Origin of the sequence: Providencia sp. PROV040 (assembly GCF_032706145.1) — a bacterium.
GTDB classification, from domain to species: Bacteria; Pseudomonadota; Gammaproteobacteria; order Enterobacterales; family Enterobacteriaceae; genus Providencia; species Providencia hangzhouensis.
Map to the genome: position 1 here is coordinate 750,606 of NZ_CP120530.1, position 15,551 is coordinate 766,156.

Annotated in this window: 16 protein-coding genes and 1 other annotated feature; of the genes, 6 read left to right on the forward strand and 10 right to left on the reverse strand. The window is 37.9% G+C overall.

All coding sequences use genetic code 11. The features are described 5' to 3' along the window. Positions 1 to 190: 190 nt before the first annotated feature. Positions 191 to 727 carry an inosine/xanthosine triphosphatase gene (gene yjjX, locus P3L40_RS03250; RefSeq protein ID WP_004914743.1) on the reverse strand — a complete coding sequence of 179 codons (537 nt, stop codon included), beginning with the start codon at positions 725 to 727 and terminating at the stop codon, positions 191 to 193. A gap of 52 nt (positions 728 to 779) precedes the next feature. On the opposite strand from yjjX, the gene gpmB reads away from it, so the two are divergent. Beyond that, entirely contained in the window at positions 780 to 1,427 is a 648-nt protein-coding gene (gpmB, locus tag P3L40_RS03255) for a 2,3-diphosphoglycerate-dependent phosphoglycerate mutase GpmB (RefSeq protein ID WP_004905690.1), read from the forward strand. Between the two features lie 43 nt (positions 1,428 to 1,470). Here gpmB and robA read toward each other — a convergent pair whose 3' ends face one another. Then, complete coding sequence (robA, locus tag P3L40_RS03260; RefSeq protein ID WP_004905689.1) at positions 1,471 to 2,385, reverse strand: MDR efflux pump AcrAB transcriptional activator RobA; 915 nt, start codon at positions 2,383 to 2,385, stop codon at positions 1,471 to 1,473. Between the two features lie 185 nt (positions 2,386 to 2,570). On the opposite strand from robA, the gene creA reads away from it, so the two are divergent. Further along, positions 2,571 to 3,047 carry a protein CreA gene (gene creA / locus P3L40_RS03265; protein WP_004905686.1) on the forward strand — a complete coding sequence of 159 codons (477 nt, stop codon included), beginning with the start codon at positions 2,571 to 2,573 and terminating at the stop codon, positions 3,045 to 3,047. An 81-nt stretch (positions 3,048 to 3,128) separates the two neighbouring features. On the opposite strand, the gene P3L40_RS03270 is transcribed toward creA, so the two are convergent. After that, positions 3,129 to 4,085 (reverse strand): Abi family protein, encoded by a 957-nt coding sequence (locus P3L40_RS03270; RefSeq protein ID WP_136134505.1) that lies wholly within the window; start codon positions 4,083 to 4,085, stop codon positions 3,129 to 3,131. 265 nt (positions 4,086 to 4,350) lie between these two features. Then, positions 4,351 to 5,067, reverse strand: a complete 717-nt coding sequence (gene arcA / locus P3L40_RS03275) for a two-component system response regulator ArcA (RefSeq protein WP_004905684.1) — start codon at positions 5,065 to 5,067, stop codon at positions 4,351 to 4,353. Between the two features lie 1,089 nt (positions 5,068 to 6,156). Between arcA and thrL the strand changes: the two genes are divergently transcribed. The 4 genes from thrL (at position 6,157) to thrC (ending at position 11,001) form a co-directional block, all read left to right on the forward strand. Beyond that, positions 6,157 to 6,225, forward strand: a complete 69-nt coding sequence (gene thrL / locus P3L40_RS25100) for a thr operon leader peptide (protein WP_071548816.1) — start codon at positions 6,157 to 6,159, stop codon at positions 6,223 to 6,225. Further along, positions 6,164 to 6,285: a sequence feature (Thr leader region), on the forward strand. It overlaps the preceding gene by 62 nt. 24 nt (positions 6,286 to 6,309) lie before the next feature. After that, positions 6,310 to 8,769, forward strand: coding sequence for a bifunctional aspartate kinase/homoserine dehydrogenase I (thrA, locus tag P3L40_RS03280; protein WP_036958585.1), 2,460 nt, complete (start codon positions 6,310 to 6,312; stop codon positions 8,767 to 8,769). A gap of 3 nt (positions 8,770 to 8,772) precedes the next feature. Then, complete coding sequence (thrB, locus tag P3L40_RS03285; protein ID WP_004905678.1) at positions 8,773 to 9,702, forward strand: homoserine kinase; 930 nt, start codon at positions 8,773 to 8,775, stop codon at positions 9,700 to 9,702. Between the two features lie 3 nt (positions 9,703 to 9,705). Further along, complete coding sequence (thrC, locus tag P3L40_RS03290; protein WP_004905677.1) at positions 9,706 to 11,001, forward strand: threonine synthase; 1,296 nt, start codon at positions 9,706 to 9,708, stop codon at positions 10,999 to 11,001. A gap of 126 nt (positions 11,002 to 11,127) precedes the next feature. Here thrC and P3L40_RS03295 read toward each other — a convergent pair whose 3' ends face one another. The 6 genes from P3L40_RS03295 to P3L40_RS03320 all read right to left on the reverse strand — a co-directional run bounded on the left by P3L40_RS03295 (position 11,128) and on the right by P3L40_RS03320 (position 15,504). Beyond that, positions 11,128 to 11,787, reverse strand: a complete 660-nt coding sequence (locus P3L40_RS03295; RefSeq protein WP_210853502.1) for a hypothetical protein — start codon at positions 11,785 to 11,787, stop codon at positions 11,128 to 11,130. 61 nt (positions 11,788 to 11,848) lie between these two features. Next, entirely contained in the window at positions 11,849 to 12,079 is a 231-nt protein-coding gene (locus tag P3L40_RS03300) for a hypothetical protein (protein ID WP_036958562.1), read from the reverse strand. 421 nt (positions 12,080 to 12,500) lie between these two features. Next, entirely contained in the window at positions 12,501 to 12,659 is a 159-nt protein-coding gene (locus P3L40_RS03305) for a hypothetical protein (protein ID WP_164564571.1), read from the reverse strand. Positions 12,660 to 12,867: 208 nt separating this feature from the next. After that, positions 12,868 to 13,332, reverse strand: a complete 465-nt coding sequence (locus tag P3L40_RS03310; protein ID WP_196725261.1) for a hypothetical protein — start codon at positions 13,330 to 13,332, stop codon at positions 12,868 to 12,870. Positions 13,333 to 13,439: 107 nt separating this feature from the next. Beyond that, the gene (locus tag P3L40_RS03315; RefSeq protein ID WP_094961923.1) at positions 13,440 to 14,828 is read right to left on the reverse strand and encodes a Cu(+)/Ag(+) sensor histidine kinase; all 1,389 of its coding nucleotides are present in this window, start codon (positions 14,826 to 14,828) and stop codon (positions 13,440 to 13,442) included. Beyond that, positions 14,821 to 15,504, reverse strand: a complete 684-nt coding sequence (locus tag P3L40_RS03320) for a heavy metal response regulator transcription factor (protein WP_004905666.1) — start codon at positions 15,502 to 15,504, stop codon at positions 14,821 to 14,823. The genes P3L40_RS03315 and P3L40_RS03320 overlap by 8 nt, the downstream gene beginning before the upstream one ends. Between the last annotated feature and the right edge of the window lie 47 nt (positions 15,505 to 15,551).

The window sequence follows — 15,551 nt, forward strand, 5'->3', positions numbered from 1 at the left end:
CTAGTCACATACTTGTGTATGCTCCCCGAGCTACCCTCGTTGGTCGCCTAGTCACAGTACGAATTATTTAGAAGACTAATACTCTTCATATTTTGAATGGATAGGCATAAAAAAAGTATGGTTTCCCATACTTTAGTGTGAAAAGAGTGGTGTTTAATCGCACATGCAATTTTAATTATTTTAAGTATAATTAATCTTCTACTTGGTTTAGCTCTTTATAAATTTCATGCTTAATGGGAACTAAAGCCAATATCAAGGCTTGTTGGTAAACACTAGTGCGAGTTAATACCCCATCAGTGAAAAAACCAATGGCACCACCTTGTTGTTTGATATTATCGATGCCTGTTAAAAAGGCCATTTCATCACCGAGTTCGCGGCCTTCACGAATACCCGCCAGAATTTTTTCTGGGATCATAATACTGGCAGAGCGAGATTCGCCGCGTATTTGCTTATGCTCAATCACTATCCAAGCAAATGTCATATCGTCTTCGATACCTGCTTCAATACCAACCCAAAAATCCGCTTCGGGGCGAACTTGCCTAGAGGCCATAACGCGCTGTCTAGCCCCAGTACGGGTTTCATTATTACCGATAGGTTGCTGTGGAACACTGCTATCGACATTAATATCTTCAATTTGATAACTGCCAGCCCCAAAAACAGCATCGAAAGCAAGATGAATCGCTTTAATTTTGGCAGGATTAGTCGTTGCAGCTATAACTTGGTACATTAATTATTTTCCTTTGAACACATACTTCGAAAAGTAATAACGGAACACATCTATGTTACAGGTTTATCTTGTTCGCCATGGCGAAACTGAATGGAATTTAGCTCGTCGCATCCAGGGACAATCCGATAGCCCTCTGACCGCCACTGGACGACTGCAAGCAAGGCAGGTGGCTGAGAGGATAAAGTCAGAAGGCATTACCCATATTATCACTAGTGATATGGGACGCACACTGGAAACTGCACAAATAATTGCAAGTGTATGCGAATGTGAAATTACCACAGAACCGCGTCTACGTGAACTAAATATGGGCGTTCTTGAACAAAGAGCAATAGAGTCGTTAACGCCAGAGGAAGAACAGTGGCGCAAAAGCTTAATTGATGGGACTCGTGGAGGACGAATTCCAGAGGGTGAATCAATGGAGGAGCTGTATACACGTATGTTTGCAGCACTAAATAGCTGTTTAGATTTGCCTGAAGGGAGCCGCCCACTGATTGTTAGCCATGGTATTGCGCTAAGTACGTTAATTAGCCGTATTATGGGGGTTCCTGCCTATTCAGAACGCCGTCTACGTTTACGTAACTGTTCGTTATCTCGTGTTGATTACCAAAATAGCCCATGGCTTGCGAATGGTTGGATAGTTGAAACAGCCGGTGAGGTTACACACTTATCGCAGCCAGCTCTCGATGAGCAACAAGGTTAACTATTTAGAAAAAGGAGTTTCAACAAACTGAAACTCCTCTGCTTTAAGGGGTTATGGTCGAACCTGTTTTGATTGGTACATAATAATCAAAGGTATCGATGTGTGTCTTGGGGTCATCATTTTCTGGGGTGATATGACGTAAATCGATGTTTTTTAATCGATAATGTTCGATATCATAACCTGGTCGACGCGTTAAATTCAGCTTAGGCAAATATACGCCATAAATTTGGTACAAAAACTCTTGTAATGCATCTCGAGTTGGCGTCCCATTGAACGAAAATTTAACATAATGGCCACTTGGTAACGTTAAACTCGTGTACTGGTCAGTGTTAAAACTCGCATCCTCAGGTTTTACCGCAGTGGTATAGAATACCGTTTGTTCATCTTCTTTTTCTGGATTATGAATGGCATGGTGCAAGCCAAAAACTTCAGACGCAATAGTCGTCGTATTATCCAAATAGTAGTGCCAAAATGTTTGGCGCATTTGGGAACAAGCGGTCGACCACTCTTCTAGTGCATAAGAGCAACTTTGTTCCAAGCCAACCAGCTCTTGTGCTGGCATTTGTAGGAATTCATGTTCAATATTGGTGTGATTATCTAAAATAATCGGTGGGCAAATACCTGCAGCGCACCATTCTTCACTCCGACGATAAAACGCTGGAGTTAGGTTAAATTGCTTTTTAAAGGCTCGAGTAAAAGTTTGTTGCGAATCAAATCGATACTGCAGAGCAATATCAAGAATTGGTCGGCTTGTTAGCCGCAATGCAACCGCTGCACGAGAAAGCCTTCTAGCTCGAATATAAGCCCCAATCGCTTGGTCTGTCACCTCTTTGAACATTCTTTGTAAATGCCACTTAGAGTAGCCCGCTTTTGCGGCAACATTATCTAGCGAGAGTGGTTTATCCAGATTGTCATCTATCCAGCGAAGCAAGTCGCGAATAATATTAGTTTGATCCATGTATATCCCCAGCCAATGCGACTTATAGAACAGATATAATCTATCAATGAATTGCTATTCTATATCAAGTTATCTTTTTCGTTTATAGTAAATGAGTTGTATTTGATAATTAGTTAAGAAAGTGAATAATAAATCTTGTGCCACTACGAGGTTTTATCGATTTTTAGTTGAATAGGAAATTCAGTATGCGTCGTTCCAGATTAAAAAATATCGTACTTGCAGCATTATTATCAGCGTTGCCGAGCATCACATTTGCTGAAGAAATCGGTTCAGTCGATACTGTTTTTAAAATTTTCGGCCCTGATCATAAAATTGTTGTTGAAGCATTTGATGACCCTGATGTTGACAATGTGACTTGTTATTTAAGTCGTTCAAAAACAGGGGGGATCAAAGGGGGTTTAGGTTTAGCAGAAGACACCTCTGATGCCGCCATTTCATGTCAGCAAGTTGGGCCAATTGAGCTAAATGACCGTGTCAAACGCAAACCGACGAAAGGGCAAGTTGTCTTTCAAAAACGAACGTCTTTAGTCTTCAAAAAATTACAAGTTGTACGCTTTTACGATCCAAAACGTAATGCATTAATTTATTTGACTTATTCAGATAAGATGATCGACGGCTCACCAAAAAATGCGTTAAGTGCAGTACCGATTATGCCTTGGTGATAGAAAATAGAATGCTAATATATTGAACATACTAGCATTCTATTTAATTGCTTATATCTAAATTTTCTGTTCTTTCGGTGGTTATGTCCAAAAGGGGTCGGTATGCCAGTTGGTAGGGAAACCCGCACTGCCTAAATAGTTTCGAACACAAAAATATTTCCCTATTAACAATGTAAGTTCATCAAATAAATTAATATCTTGTATGTCTAAAGTAACTAATATTTTATGCACCATAACTAAGGAACAATAGATTCGATTGCTATTTAATGGTGCTATGTTTAATAAGGGTATGATATTTAAAGGTGCGCGTAGATTCGCATTCCACAGTCGGCTATGGTGAGCGCAACGGTTTCTTATATCTCTCAGCGTTTTAATCCAAGAACAAAGTGTTTTAAAACTAGATGCTCCAAATTCAGCAGCCATTGAGTCCAACGGTGAACCTGGTGACTGGTTGATACTGATTACGTTAATATTATCGTATATTTTAGATATTGTTCCGATACTTAAAAATTCGCTTGCTATCCAAAACGGAGGTAAAAATTTATAGTTATCATGAGTATTATTATAATATTTTGATTTGTAATGAGTGGCATATTCTTCTTTTGTATTTGAAAATTCATTACTGATTCTATTACGGATAGAATCAATAACATAAGAATTATTGTTATTGATGCGAAACCATTGGTTGTCAAGGTACCAGAAAGGATTATTACTAAAAGATGACATGATGTGATCTAGGCGGCTTCTTAATTTTATTTCAATTCGAGCAATAGCTTTAAATAAAACAAATCTTATCTGCTCATCAAATCTATATAAATCAATGGCATCCTCAAAGTATTCACCAGCCTTGTAGTTTTTCTTTGTCGGACAGTTAGGATCTAATAAGGGATGAAGATAGATTTTAAAATGATAATAATTGATTTGTTTTAATATTTTTTCTGCGGCTGTTTCATCAATAAAACTAAGTTGCTTTAATTTTAAATCTGCAATTATATCCGTTGGTGTTTTATACGGTTTCACGTACGGGGTATAAGGCATGTTAGCGGTTCCATCGCAATTTTTATTGATAAAAAAAGCTCATTACATTCCTAGAAAAACGTATTCACGTTAGTAAAGGAGCATAATGAGCGTTGTTACCACTGATTATGCGGGTTTGTTTTTCTATGTCAAGACTAGATTTGGCTTCTAAAGGTTTCCTAATTAAAAAGTGCTTGGAGATACAGCTAATTAGCTCGTTACAATAAAAAATCCGTTGTCTTTTAGGCAACGGATTTTGATAATCAGTAAATAATTAGCTTGCTAATTATTCGTCTAAATCACCGCAAAAGCGATAGCCTTCACCGTGGATGGTTGCAATGATTTCTGGCGTATCAGGTGTTGATTCAAAATGTTTACGAATACGACGGATCGTTACGTCAACAGTTCTATCATGTGGTTTCAATTCACGGCCTGTCATTTTCTTCAGCAGGTCTGCGCGAGTCTGAATTTTTCCAGGGTTTTCACAGAAATGTAGCATCGCACGGAATTCACTACGTGGTAATTTGTAGTGTTCACCAGCAGGGCTGACTAATGAACGGCTGTTGATGTCTAATTCCCAACCATTAAACTTATAGCTTTCCACTAAACGACGTTCTTCCGTACCACCCGCTAAATTCATAGTACGAGACAGTAGGTTGCGCGCACGAATAGTCAGTTCACGTGGGTTAAATGGTTTAGTGATATAGTCATCAGCACCAATTTCAAGGCCAAGGATTTTATCGACTTCGTTATCACGTCCTGTTAAGAACATTAACGCAATGCTTTCTTGTTCACGAAGTTCGCGAGCAAGTAGTAAACCGTTTTTACCTGGTAAATTAATATCCATGATGACTAAATTGATGTCATGCTCAGAGAGAACATTATTCATCTCTTCGCCATCAGTTGCCTCATGAACCACATAGCCTTCCGCTTCAAATATGCTTTTAAGCGTATTGCGTGTGACAATTTCATCTTCAACAATCAAAATGTGTGGGGTCTGCATAGTTGCTACCTAAAGTATTAAAATAAAAATACTGAACTCACAAGCCGTTTCCAGTTAGGTGGTTATTGATATTTTTCTCTGGAAAAACACGTTTATGAGTATAAATTTGTTTTGAAATTCAATAGTGCCATTATGTTGCCATTTTGGGCAAAAGACTTTAACAACAAGCCAAAATATAAGCACTTTCCCAATATTGTACTGTTAACAGCAATATAACAGCTAATACTGCATTTACCACCTAAAAAACTAACTTTTGTTGATACATATCAAAATCAATTGTAGCACGTTAACAAAAATTGTTAGGTAGATAATTATATAAATTAATGCAGTGTTTAGGAATCAGATAGCGTCTAAAAAAGGGGAATAGTTGATACCCAAGGGGGCTTCGGCTGGGTATTAATGAATATAGTCTTCAATGGGTTAAATATACCATCATAAATAATGTTTAATTTGTGACTTACCTCCAATTTTGAAATGTTATTTTGCTACAAAAAAAGGTGAAAAATTTATCTTGTTAGAGATAACGGGATGTAAATATTTAGTCTGTAATTTTTTGTTTCATTTAATTAGGAAAAATACTTATTTTGTTTTGATGTGACTATTTTTTAACAATTTCACAATATCTGTTTGTAATTTAAACGAATGAAAAAATCATGAGGCTAAGTATTAATACGTACTTGTGTAATCTGTTGCTATTGGCGCTCATGTATTGATGAACATGGGGGTAAATGATAAGAAATATAGCTGCTGAATGCATCAATTAAGCTGGTCGTTGTTGCTCATCTTCTCATCTTGATTCTCTTCACAGGAAATTACTGAAGGTTATCTCTATTGCCTATTTAATAGTCATTTTGGTTTTTTATTGAGTAAAAAATTATTAATCTTTAAATCTTTGTTATCTTGGTTTTTAACACTGCATTTTATGTAATGAGTGTCTTTTTGTGAATGAGTTTTTCGTGCTGGCAGATAATTTATCGAATAAAAAAAGGGAGAAAAAAGGGATGTTTTGCAAATAAATTTGACAAAATATACCAATTGCTTTAACCGTATAGGGAGAAACTTAAAGAATCTAAGAGACAGACAGAATCTATGCGTAATATCAGCCTGACTATTATTATTACCACCACCACCGTAACCACAGGAAACGGGGCGGGCTGACGCATCCAAAAAATAAAAATGAAAAAGCCCGCATACTTAACCGATGCGGGCTTTTTTTTGGTGTTAATTCAGGAGAGGAATACCATGCGTGTGCTTAAATTTGGCGGTACTTCGGTTGCAAATGACGAACGAGTACTGAATGTTGCTGACATCGCTGAAAGTAAACTAGCAGATGGACAAGTGGCTTTGGTGCTATCTGCACCAGCAAAAATCACAAACCATCTGGTTGCTATGATTGAAAAAACGGTTGCAGGACAAGATGTCATCACGCATGTTAATGATGCTGAAATGATTTTTGCTAACCTTTTAAAAGGATTAAAAGAAAAACAACCTGGTTTTGAATATGATCGGTTAAAAAAACTGACAGAACAAGAATTTGCACAAATCAAACAAGTACTGCATGGTATTACTCTTCTCGGGCAATGTCCGGACAGCATTAACGCATCAATTATCTGCCGTGGTGAAAAGCTCTCTATCGCCATTATGGAATCAGTGCTAAAAGCACGCGGCCATAATGTGACGGTTATTAACCCAGTTGAGAGTTTACTTGCGAAAGGTCATTATCTTGAATCTACGGTTGATATAAATGAGTCAACTAAACGTATTGCCGATTTAAATATACCGAAAGATCATTTTGTCTTAATGGCAGGTTTCACAGCGGGTAATGAAAAAGGTGAATTAGTAGTATTAGGCCGTAATGGGTCTGATTATTCTGCTGCGGTTTTAGCGGCCTGCTTACGTGCTGATTGTTGTGAAATTTGGACTGATGTTGATGGGGTCTATACTTGTGACCCGCGTTTGGTGCCTGATGCGCGTTTGTTAAAAGGCATGTCATACCAAGAGGCCATGGAGTTATCCTACTTCGGAGCCAAAGTTCTTCACCCTCGTACCATCGCCCCAATTGCTCAATTCCAAATCCCTTGCCTGATAAAAAACACCACTAATTTAAGCGCTCCAGGTACTTTAATTGGTGATGGCCAAACCGATGAAAGCACGCCAGTGAAAGGGATCACCAATCTGAATAACATGGCGATGATCAACGTATCCGGCCCCGGAATGAAGGGGATGGTGGGGATGGCTGCTCGCATTTTCTCCGTCATGTCTCGCAAAGGGATCTCTGTCGTTCTGATCACACAGTCTTCATCGGAATACAGTATTAGTTTTTGTGTTCCGCAAAATGAGTTAGTGAGAGCTCGCGCTGCACTGGAAGAAGAATTTTACTTAGAGCTGAAAGATGGCGTACTTGATCCACTGGATGTGATGGAGCAGTTAGCGATTATTTCAGTTGTGGGGGATGGAATGCGCACTTTGAAGGGCATTTCGGCGCGTTTCTTCTCGGCTTTAACTCGCGGTAACATCAACATTGTCGCTATCGCACAGGGGTCTTCTGAACGTTCTATTTCTGCCGTTATTGCCAATGAGTCTGCCACAACAGCGGTACGCTTATGTCACCAAATGCTATTTAATGCAGAGCAAGTTATCGAAGCCTTTATCATCGGTGTGGGTGGTGTTGGTAATGCATTAATTGAACAAATTCACCGCCAGCAACAATGGTTAAAACAAAAGCATATTGATCTGCGTGTATGTGGTATTGCAAATTCACGCGCAATGTTAACGGATATGCAAGGGATTGATTTAGATAACTGGAAAGCGGAGCTAGCGGAAGCGAAAGAGCCATTTAGTTTAAGCCGTTTAATTCGCTTAGAACGTGAATACCATTTCTTGAACCCTGTCATTATTGATTGCACATCAAATCAGGAAATCGCAGAGCAGTATGTCAATTTCTTGAAAGACGGCTTTAATGTGGTTACACCGAATAAAAAAGCCAATACATTATCGATGGATTACTACCATCAATTACGTGCGGCAAGTGAAACCTCGAAACGTAAATTCCTCTATGACACTAACGTAGGTGCAGGGTTGCCAGTTATTGAAAACCTACAAAACTTACTGAATGCAGGGGATGAACTGGTTCACTTTAGCGGAATTTTATCAGGCTCTTTATCATTCATTTTTGGTAAATTAGACGAAGGTATGTCTTTATCAGAAGCCACAACACTTGCGAAAGAAAAAGGTTTCACAGAACCAGATCCTCGTGATGATTTATCAGGTATGGATGTTGCGCGTAAATTATTAATTTTAGCGCGTGAAGCGGGTTATCATTTAGAATTGCAAGATATTGAAATTGAACCTGTTTTACCTTCGGACTTTGATAGCAGTGGCCCTGTTTCTGAGTTTATGGCACGTTTGCCACAACTGGACGAGCAATTTACACAGCGTATAAAAGCCGCAGAAGCGGAAGAAAAAGTGTTACGCTATGTTGGGCTGATTGAAGAAGGGCGCTGCCAAGTGAAAATCGTCGCTGTTGATGGTAATGACCCACTCTTCAAGGTTAAAAATGGTGAAAATGCACTGGCTTTCTATACACGCTATTACCAACCAATTCCTTTAGTATTAAGAGGTTATGGCGCAGGTAATGATGTTACTGCTGCTGGTGTATTTGCGGATATGCTGCGTACCCTTTCATGGAAATTGGGAGTTTAATAAGTGATTAAAGTTTATGCACCGGCTTCAATTGGTAATGTGAGCGTCGGGTTTGATGTCCTTGGGGCAGCTGTTTCGCCTGCTGACGGTTCACTATTAGGTGATTGTGTAACAATTGAAGCTGCGGATACTTTTTCCCTGACGAATCAAGGAAAATTCGTTGCTAAGCTGCCGAAAAAAAATGAACACAATATTGTTTACCAGTGCTGGCAGTTGTTTTGTGAGCGCCTTGGTAGGCCATTAAATGTCGCGATGACGCTTGAAAAAAATATGCCAATTGGTTCAGGGCTCGGTTCTAGCGCCTGTTCTGTTGTCGCTGCACTGATGGCGCTTAACGAATTTGCAGAGAAACCATTCGATGATACTCAACTGCTTGGCATGATGGGGGAGCTCGAAGGGCGTATTTCAGGAAGTGTGCACTATGATAACGTCGCACCGTGTTTTTTAGGTGGTTTGCAGCTGATTATCGAACAAAATGGCATTATTTCTCAGCCTGTACCTGCATTTGAAAATTGGTATTGGGTTATGGCTTACCCTGGAATTAAGGTATCGACAGCAGAAGCGCGTGCGATCCTGCCTGATAGCTATCCACGCCACGATATAGTAAACCATGGCCGATACTTATCAGGGTTTATTCATGCATGCCATACAAACCAGCCGTTACTTGCCGCAACGATGATCCAAGATGTTGTCGCAGAACCTTATCGTACACAATTATTACCCGGTTTTGCGGCAGCACGTCAAAATGCAAAAGAAATCGGTGCATTGGCTTGTGGTATCTCTGGCTCAGGGCCAACATTGTTTGCTATTTGCGATGAGAAACATATCGCTGAAAAAATGGCGAGCTACTTGCAACAACATTATATTCAGAATGATGAAGGCTTTGTGCATATCTGCCGTTTGGATCTGGCCGGGGCAAGGACAATAGGGTAAATAATGAAACTGTATAATTTAAAAGATAACAATGAACAAGTAAGTTTTGCACAAGCGGTTAAGCAGGGGTTAGGTAAGCAACAAGGTTTATTTTTTCCTCAAGACTTACCTGAGTTTACAGCGGCTGAAATCGACGAATTATTAAAATTAGATTTCGTCACACGTAGCAGCCGAATTTTAAGTGCCTTTATTGGTGATGAAATTCCACAAGAAGAATTAGCTGCACGTGTTAAAACCGCGTTTGCTTTTCCTGCGCCAGTTTCTAAGGTTGAAGATGATGTAGCAACGTTGGAGTTATATCATGGGCCAACACTCGCATTTAAAGACTTCGGTGGCAGATTTATGGCTCAGGCATTGGGCCAAGTAGCTGGTGAGCAGCCGGTGACCATTTTGACTGCTACTTCTGGGGATACAGGAGCCGCGGTTGCACACGCATTCTATCGTCTTAAGAACGTGCAAGTTGTTATTCTCTATCCAGAAGGAAAAATTAGCCCGCTGCAAGAGAAACTCTTCTGCACGCTGGGTGAAAATATTCATACGGTTGCGATTAAAGATGACTTCGATGCATGCCAGGCATTAGTAAAACAATCATTTGATGATGAAGAGCTGAAAAAGGCGTTGTATTTAAACTCGGCGAACTCGATCAATATCAGTCGTTTGTTAGCTCAAATTTGTTATTACTTCGAAGCCGTCGCGCAGATCCCAGCAGAAAAACGTGATCAATTAGTGATCTCGGTTCCGAGTGGTAATTTTGGTGACCTTACGGCAGGTTTATTAGCTAAATCAATGGGCCTACCGGTTAAACGCTTTATTGCAGCAACTAACGTAAATGACACTGTGCCGCGTTACCTTGTTGATGGGCAATGGAAACCAAAGCAAACTGTGGCAACATTATCGAACGCCATGGATGTTAGCCAGCCAAACAACTGGCCTCGTATTGAAGAGTTATTCCGCCGTAAAGGTTGGTCCCTTGATGAATTAGGCCATGGAGCGGTGAGTGACGACGTGACTAAAGAGACAGTACGTGAATTAGATAAAAAAGGGTATTTATCTGAGCCACATGCTGCGGTTGCTTATCGTGTGCTTCGTGACCAGTTGCAAGAAGGTGAATACGGGCTGTTTTTAGGCACGGCACACCCAGCTAAGTTTAAAGAAAGTGTTGAAGAAATTCTTAATAAGGCAATACCTTTACCGAAAGAGTTAGCAGAGCGTGCGGAACTACCACTCCTCTCACACTTTTTACCATCTGACTTTGCACAATTACGCGCATTTTTAATGAAATTAGCACCTAAGCAATAAAAATTGCAAGTGTACGAAAAACGGAAGCGAAAGCTTCCGTTTTTATTGGTAATACCATCTTTTATAAAGATAATTATATGGTTTCATATTGCCACATCACTTATTCACTTCTAACGGATTTATTTGTCACATTGAGCTAATGCTAATACCATCGTGCCCATCTCTACCGCCATCAGGTCCACCGCGTCCTCCTTTTCCTCCTTGGCTACCATTGCCCCCATTTCCACCATTACCACTACCAGAGCCGTTGCCCCCATTACCTCCGTTACCGCCATTAGTTCCACCATGTCCCCCATTTCCCCCATTGCCATTTACAGTTCCATTCCCGCCGTTCCCACCACTACCACCACCATCTCCATCACCGCCATTTCCGCCATCACCTCCAGTTACACTGCCATTACCGCCATTTCCTCCATTGCCATTACTGCCTTTTTCTGCGTTTCCGCCATTGCTACCATTACCGTTATTTGATCCTGTTCCGCCATTCCCTCCATTTTGGCCATCACCACCGTGTCCACCATGACCACCGTTACCACCATGGCCACCTTGACTATCATTTCCAGCGTGACCCGAATTTCCGTTTTGTCCATAACTTACAAAGCTAAACATTTTAGAATAGTAATATTGGGCATGGAGTATCGAACATACTTTATTATTAATTTCATTTATATTGAGTTCATTTTTTAATAAACAATTAGATGGGGTATTAAATAAGGAGTGAGAGTATGCTGAAAATGAAATAGAACTAATTAATAAGACGCCAAGTGAAATGTAATTTTTATACATGATAAATTCCTCTGTTCCCCCCTCATCGAGTGAGGAGGGAAATATTTAGTGACGAGATATATTATCTACCGTTGCCGCCATTACCGCCGTTACCACCATGGCCGCCATTCCCTCCATTACCACCATTTCCTCCATTACCACCGTGACCGCCATTCCCTCCATTTCCTCCATGGTTTTGTTCATAAATAGTAGAATAAGTCGAAGTATTGTCAGAATGTTTTTCTTGGAAAGAAGTTGCAGATGCTAGAATTGGGAATAATAAAGATACTATGACAATAGATGCTTTATACATATAAAATCCTCGATTAAAAGTTTAAATTGAAGTGAACTGCAAGGAAATTGTAATTCATGATTTTGAATAAGTAATTAATATTTTCATCTAAGAGTGAAATTAAATTTAGTCCACTGTTAATATAAAATAACATTATTTATTTTTTTTTGCGCATATTTTAAATGATTTATTAATAATGAATTATTTGAGATAATTCATTATTAATTTGCTAGGCAATGTTTTGTTTTAAAATTAATTATCATAAGATTAGGGTTTTATGGGGTAGGATAGTAAAGTGGAATATATTAAAATACAATTCCACTTTACCATTGATTTTAACAGCATATAGGCCTGTGTTTCCTAATGTAGTATATTAAAAGGATATAAGGCTATATATTATGAAGGGAATTTACCTTAAGCTTTGTTTGATGTCTTCTGAATTTTATTTAATGTTCAGCCAAACATCATCATCATCTCCGTTATAGGCTACGTTTACGTCTATATCTAGGATAGGTGGTTCTGGTGGGAAAGGAAGAATAGGAGTAGCGAAAGAGAGAGTTGGAAATAATAAAAATGCAAATATGATTGATTTTTTAAACATATAATCACCTTTTAAAGTTAGTATTGAAATGAACTGCCTAGAAATAATAACTTATTTTTCTTGATGTTCAATAAATATTCAATCAATTTAGTAATAAAAAATGAAATTGGTCAAATAAAATCTATTTGTTGTGTCTATAACTAAATTTTATTTTTTTAATTTAAAACCATATTAATATTTATTTAATAATATGGTTTTAAAGTTCTAATTAATTATTTTTTGAATATCCTATTATTTTACTTTGTATAGAAGCAGATGAACTATTTTTATGAAAGTTTAACATGGTGACGGCTTTTTCATTTTCATTCATATCGGAAAATGGTTTTGCAACTTTTACCATCGATTTTTTATAGTTAGGTGATTGGCTTTGGTGGCTACTGATCATATTCTGCATTGCTGGGGAGGTACTATTTTGAGTAAAATTCAATGCGGTAGCAGCTTGAGTATGTCTATCTAATTGAAGAAATGATTGGGTTGAGTTGATATTATCGTTGACTGAAATACCTGCCTTACTCAAGTGGTCATTAATCGATTTTTGATTAGAATACGATGTATTGTTCTCAGTGAAATTTAATGCATTCGCTGCATTATAATGTATTTCTTTTTCTGTTTGAGCGGTTGCTACATGTGTTGTTACAGTCACAAGTGTTAAAGCAAAAATAATTTTTTTCATTACAAATCCTTATTAAGTTAGATAATTTATCTTGTAACTATAATAAGGCTTTATTTCTGTCTGAATACTGACAACAAGATGACAAAATTGCCATTTATGGTAGATATTTAATTTGGTTCCTTAGGTAAAAATACAGTAAAACGTGTTGAAAAATCATCTGATGTTACAGTGATTCTTCCCTTATGCGCTAATATGATTGATTTGACGATAGCCAACCCAATTCCGCTCCCTTCATTTTTTCTTTGTCTTGATTTATCTACTCGATAAAATCTGTCAAAGAGTTTTGCTAAATGTTCTTCTGGTATTTTCATGCCGGGATTGCTGATAATTAATTCAATACCATTTTTTACATTCGAAATATTAATACTGACAGAATCCCCCTTTGGGGTATAGCGGATAGCATTTGATATTAAGTTAGTAATTGCTCTTCTTAACATATCTTTATCGGCCATAATAGGGTCTGTATCACCAATCAGTTTAAGCTTTATTTCATTCTCTTCCGCGAGATATTCAAAATAATCAAATATGAGCTCTATTTCAGTTTTAATATTAATAACTTTTTTTTCAGGGATAAGCCTATTATCATCTGCTTGAGCAAGAAAAAGCATATCAGAGATCATTCGTGATAGACGGTTATATTCTTCTAAATTAGAATATAACACTTCAACGAGTTCTTCTTTACTGCGATTTTTACTCAAAGATATTTGGGTTTCAGTCATTAAATTAGTGATAGGTGTACGCATTTCATGAGCTATATCTGCTGAGAAATTCGTTTGTCTTACGAAAACATCTTCAATTTTGACTAACATCTGATTAAATGATTTTGTTAATTGTTTTAATTCATTAGGTACAGAATCAGGGTCTAAACGCACACTTAAGTTTTCGGAAGTGACATTTTTGATTTCATCGCTCACATCTTTAAGGGGTTTTAATCCTTTAATTACAAGGAAATAAACGACAAGAATAGTAAATAAGCACAATATAATAGCGCTGACAATTAAATTATTTATTAATGAACTCAGATAATCATGATGAAAATTTAATGATAATGCAGTAACCAACCGATATTGTTTAGACTCTGAAGGGGAATCTACCTGAATAATAATTTCAGATAGGCGATAATTTTTAAGCTCTTCTTGGTTATTTTTATGAGGATCATAATTTTTTAAGTACGTAATGAGCTTATCTGTTGCATTGGGAGATATTAATTCATTTCCTTTTTTATCAATGAGATAAATAGTAATGTCTTGGTGCTCATTAATAATGGTTTTAATACGTGCATATTGTTCACTTTGTGAGTCTGTATTGTTATTTAACAAGCTACGGATCGTTAGGTTCAACTGGTTAAGTGTGTATTCATCTTGCTGTTTAAAATGCAACATAACCGAATTGATCATGATCGAGCTAAATAGTAACAAGGCGAGAGAGAGAGTAATACTGATCAAAACAATAAGACGAATTGAAATTGAGACAGGAGATCGAAAAAATTTAATCATTTTCAGGGATCTCAAGTAAATAGCCCATTCCCCTAATGGTATGGATCAATTTAGGCTCATAGCCTTGATCTATCTTAGCTCTTAATCTTTTCACTGCTACATCAATCACATTGGTATCACTATCAAAATTCATATCCCACACTTTTGAAGCGATAAGAGAACGAGAAAGTACTTCACCTTGGTGAAGAATAAAAAATTCCAATAAAGAAAACTCTTTACTGGTGAGTATAATTTTATCATTTTCACGGGTAACGCGTCGCTTAATCAGGTCAACATGCAAGTTAGCAATGGTAAACTGTGTTTTTTGGATGCTGCTGTTGCCTCTGCGTAATAAAGTTCTTACTCGAGCGAGTAACTCCGAAAAATCAAATGGTTTAACGAGATAATCATCAGCACCTAACTCTAGTCCTTTGACTCGATGCTCAACATTACCTAATGCAGTGAGCATCAGTATTGGTGTATTTTTTCCTGAATTGCGTAAGCTCTTTGCAATTTCCCAGCCGTTAATATCAGGTAACATCACATCAAGAATAATTAAATCATAGTCTTCAGTTGTGGCCATATGCAGGCCTGTAATACCATTTTCGATTGCATCAACAATAAACCCGGACTCACTTAAGCCTTTAGACAAGTATTCTCTCGTTTTATGTTCATCTTCAACAATAAGTAATTTCATCTCAGACCTATCAGCTGGGTAAATAATGCAGCCATTCTAAGCACTAC

Coding starts and splice junctions, on each gene's coding strand:
- yjjX (WP_004914743.1), bottom strand. CDS start 727: ATGTACCAAGTTATAGCTGCAACGACTAATCCTGCCAAAATTAAAGCG.
- gpmB (WP_004905690.1), top strand. CDS start 780: ATGTTACAGGTTTATCTTGTTCGCCATGGCGAAACTGAATGGAATTTA.
- robA (WP_004905689.1), bottom strand. CDS start 2,385: ATGGATCAAACTAATATTATTCGCGACTTGCTTCGCTGGATAGATGAC.
- creA (WP_004905686.1), top strand. CDS start 2,571: ATGCGTCGTTCCAGATTAAAAAATATCGTACTTGCAGCATTATTATCA.
- P3L40_RS03270 (WP_136134505.1), bottom strand. CDS start 4,085: ATGCCTTATACCCCGTACGTGAAACCGTATAAAACACCAACGGATATA.
- arcA (WP_004905684.1), bottom strand. CDS start 5,067: ATGCAGACCCCACACATTTTGATTGTTGAAGATGAAATTGTCACACGC.
- thrA (WP_036958585.1), top strand. CDS start 6,310: ATGCGTGTGCTTAAATTTGGCGGTACTTCGGTTGCAAATGACGAACGA.
- thrC (WP_004905677.1), top strand. CDS start 9,706: ATGAAACTGTATAATTTAAAAGATAACAATGAACAAGTAAGTTTTGCA.
- P3L40_RS03295 (WP_210853502.1), bottom strand. CDS start 11,787: ATGTATAAAAATTACATTTCACTTGGCGTCTTATTAATTAGTTCTATT.
- P3L40_RS03300 (WP_036958562.1), bottom strand. CDS start 12,079: ATGTATAAAGCATCTATTGTCATAGTATCTTTATTATTCCCAATTCTA.
- P3L40_RS03305 (WP_164564571.1), bottom strand. CDS start 12,659: ATGTTTAAAAAATCAATCATATTTGCATTTTTATTATTTCCAACTCTC.
- P3L40_RS03310 (WP_196725261.1), bottom strand. CDS start 13,332: ATGAAAAAAATTATTTTTGCTTTAACACTTGTGACTGTAACAACACAT.
- P3L40_RS03315 (WP_094961923.1), bottom strand. CDS start 14,828: ATGATTAAATTTTTTCGATCTCCTGTCTCAATTTCAATTCGTCTTATT.
- P3L40_RS03320 (WP_004905666.1), bottom strand. CDS start 15,504: ATGAAATTACTTATTGTTGAAGATGAACATAAAACGAGAGAATACTTG.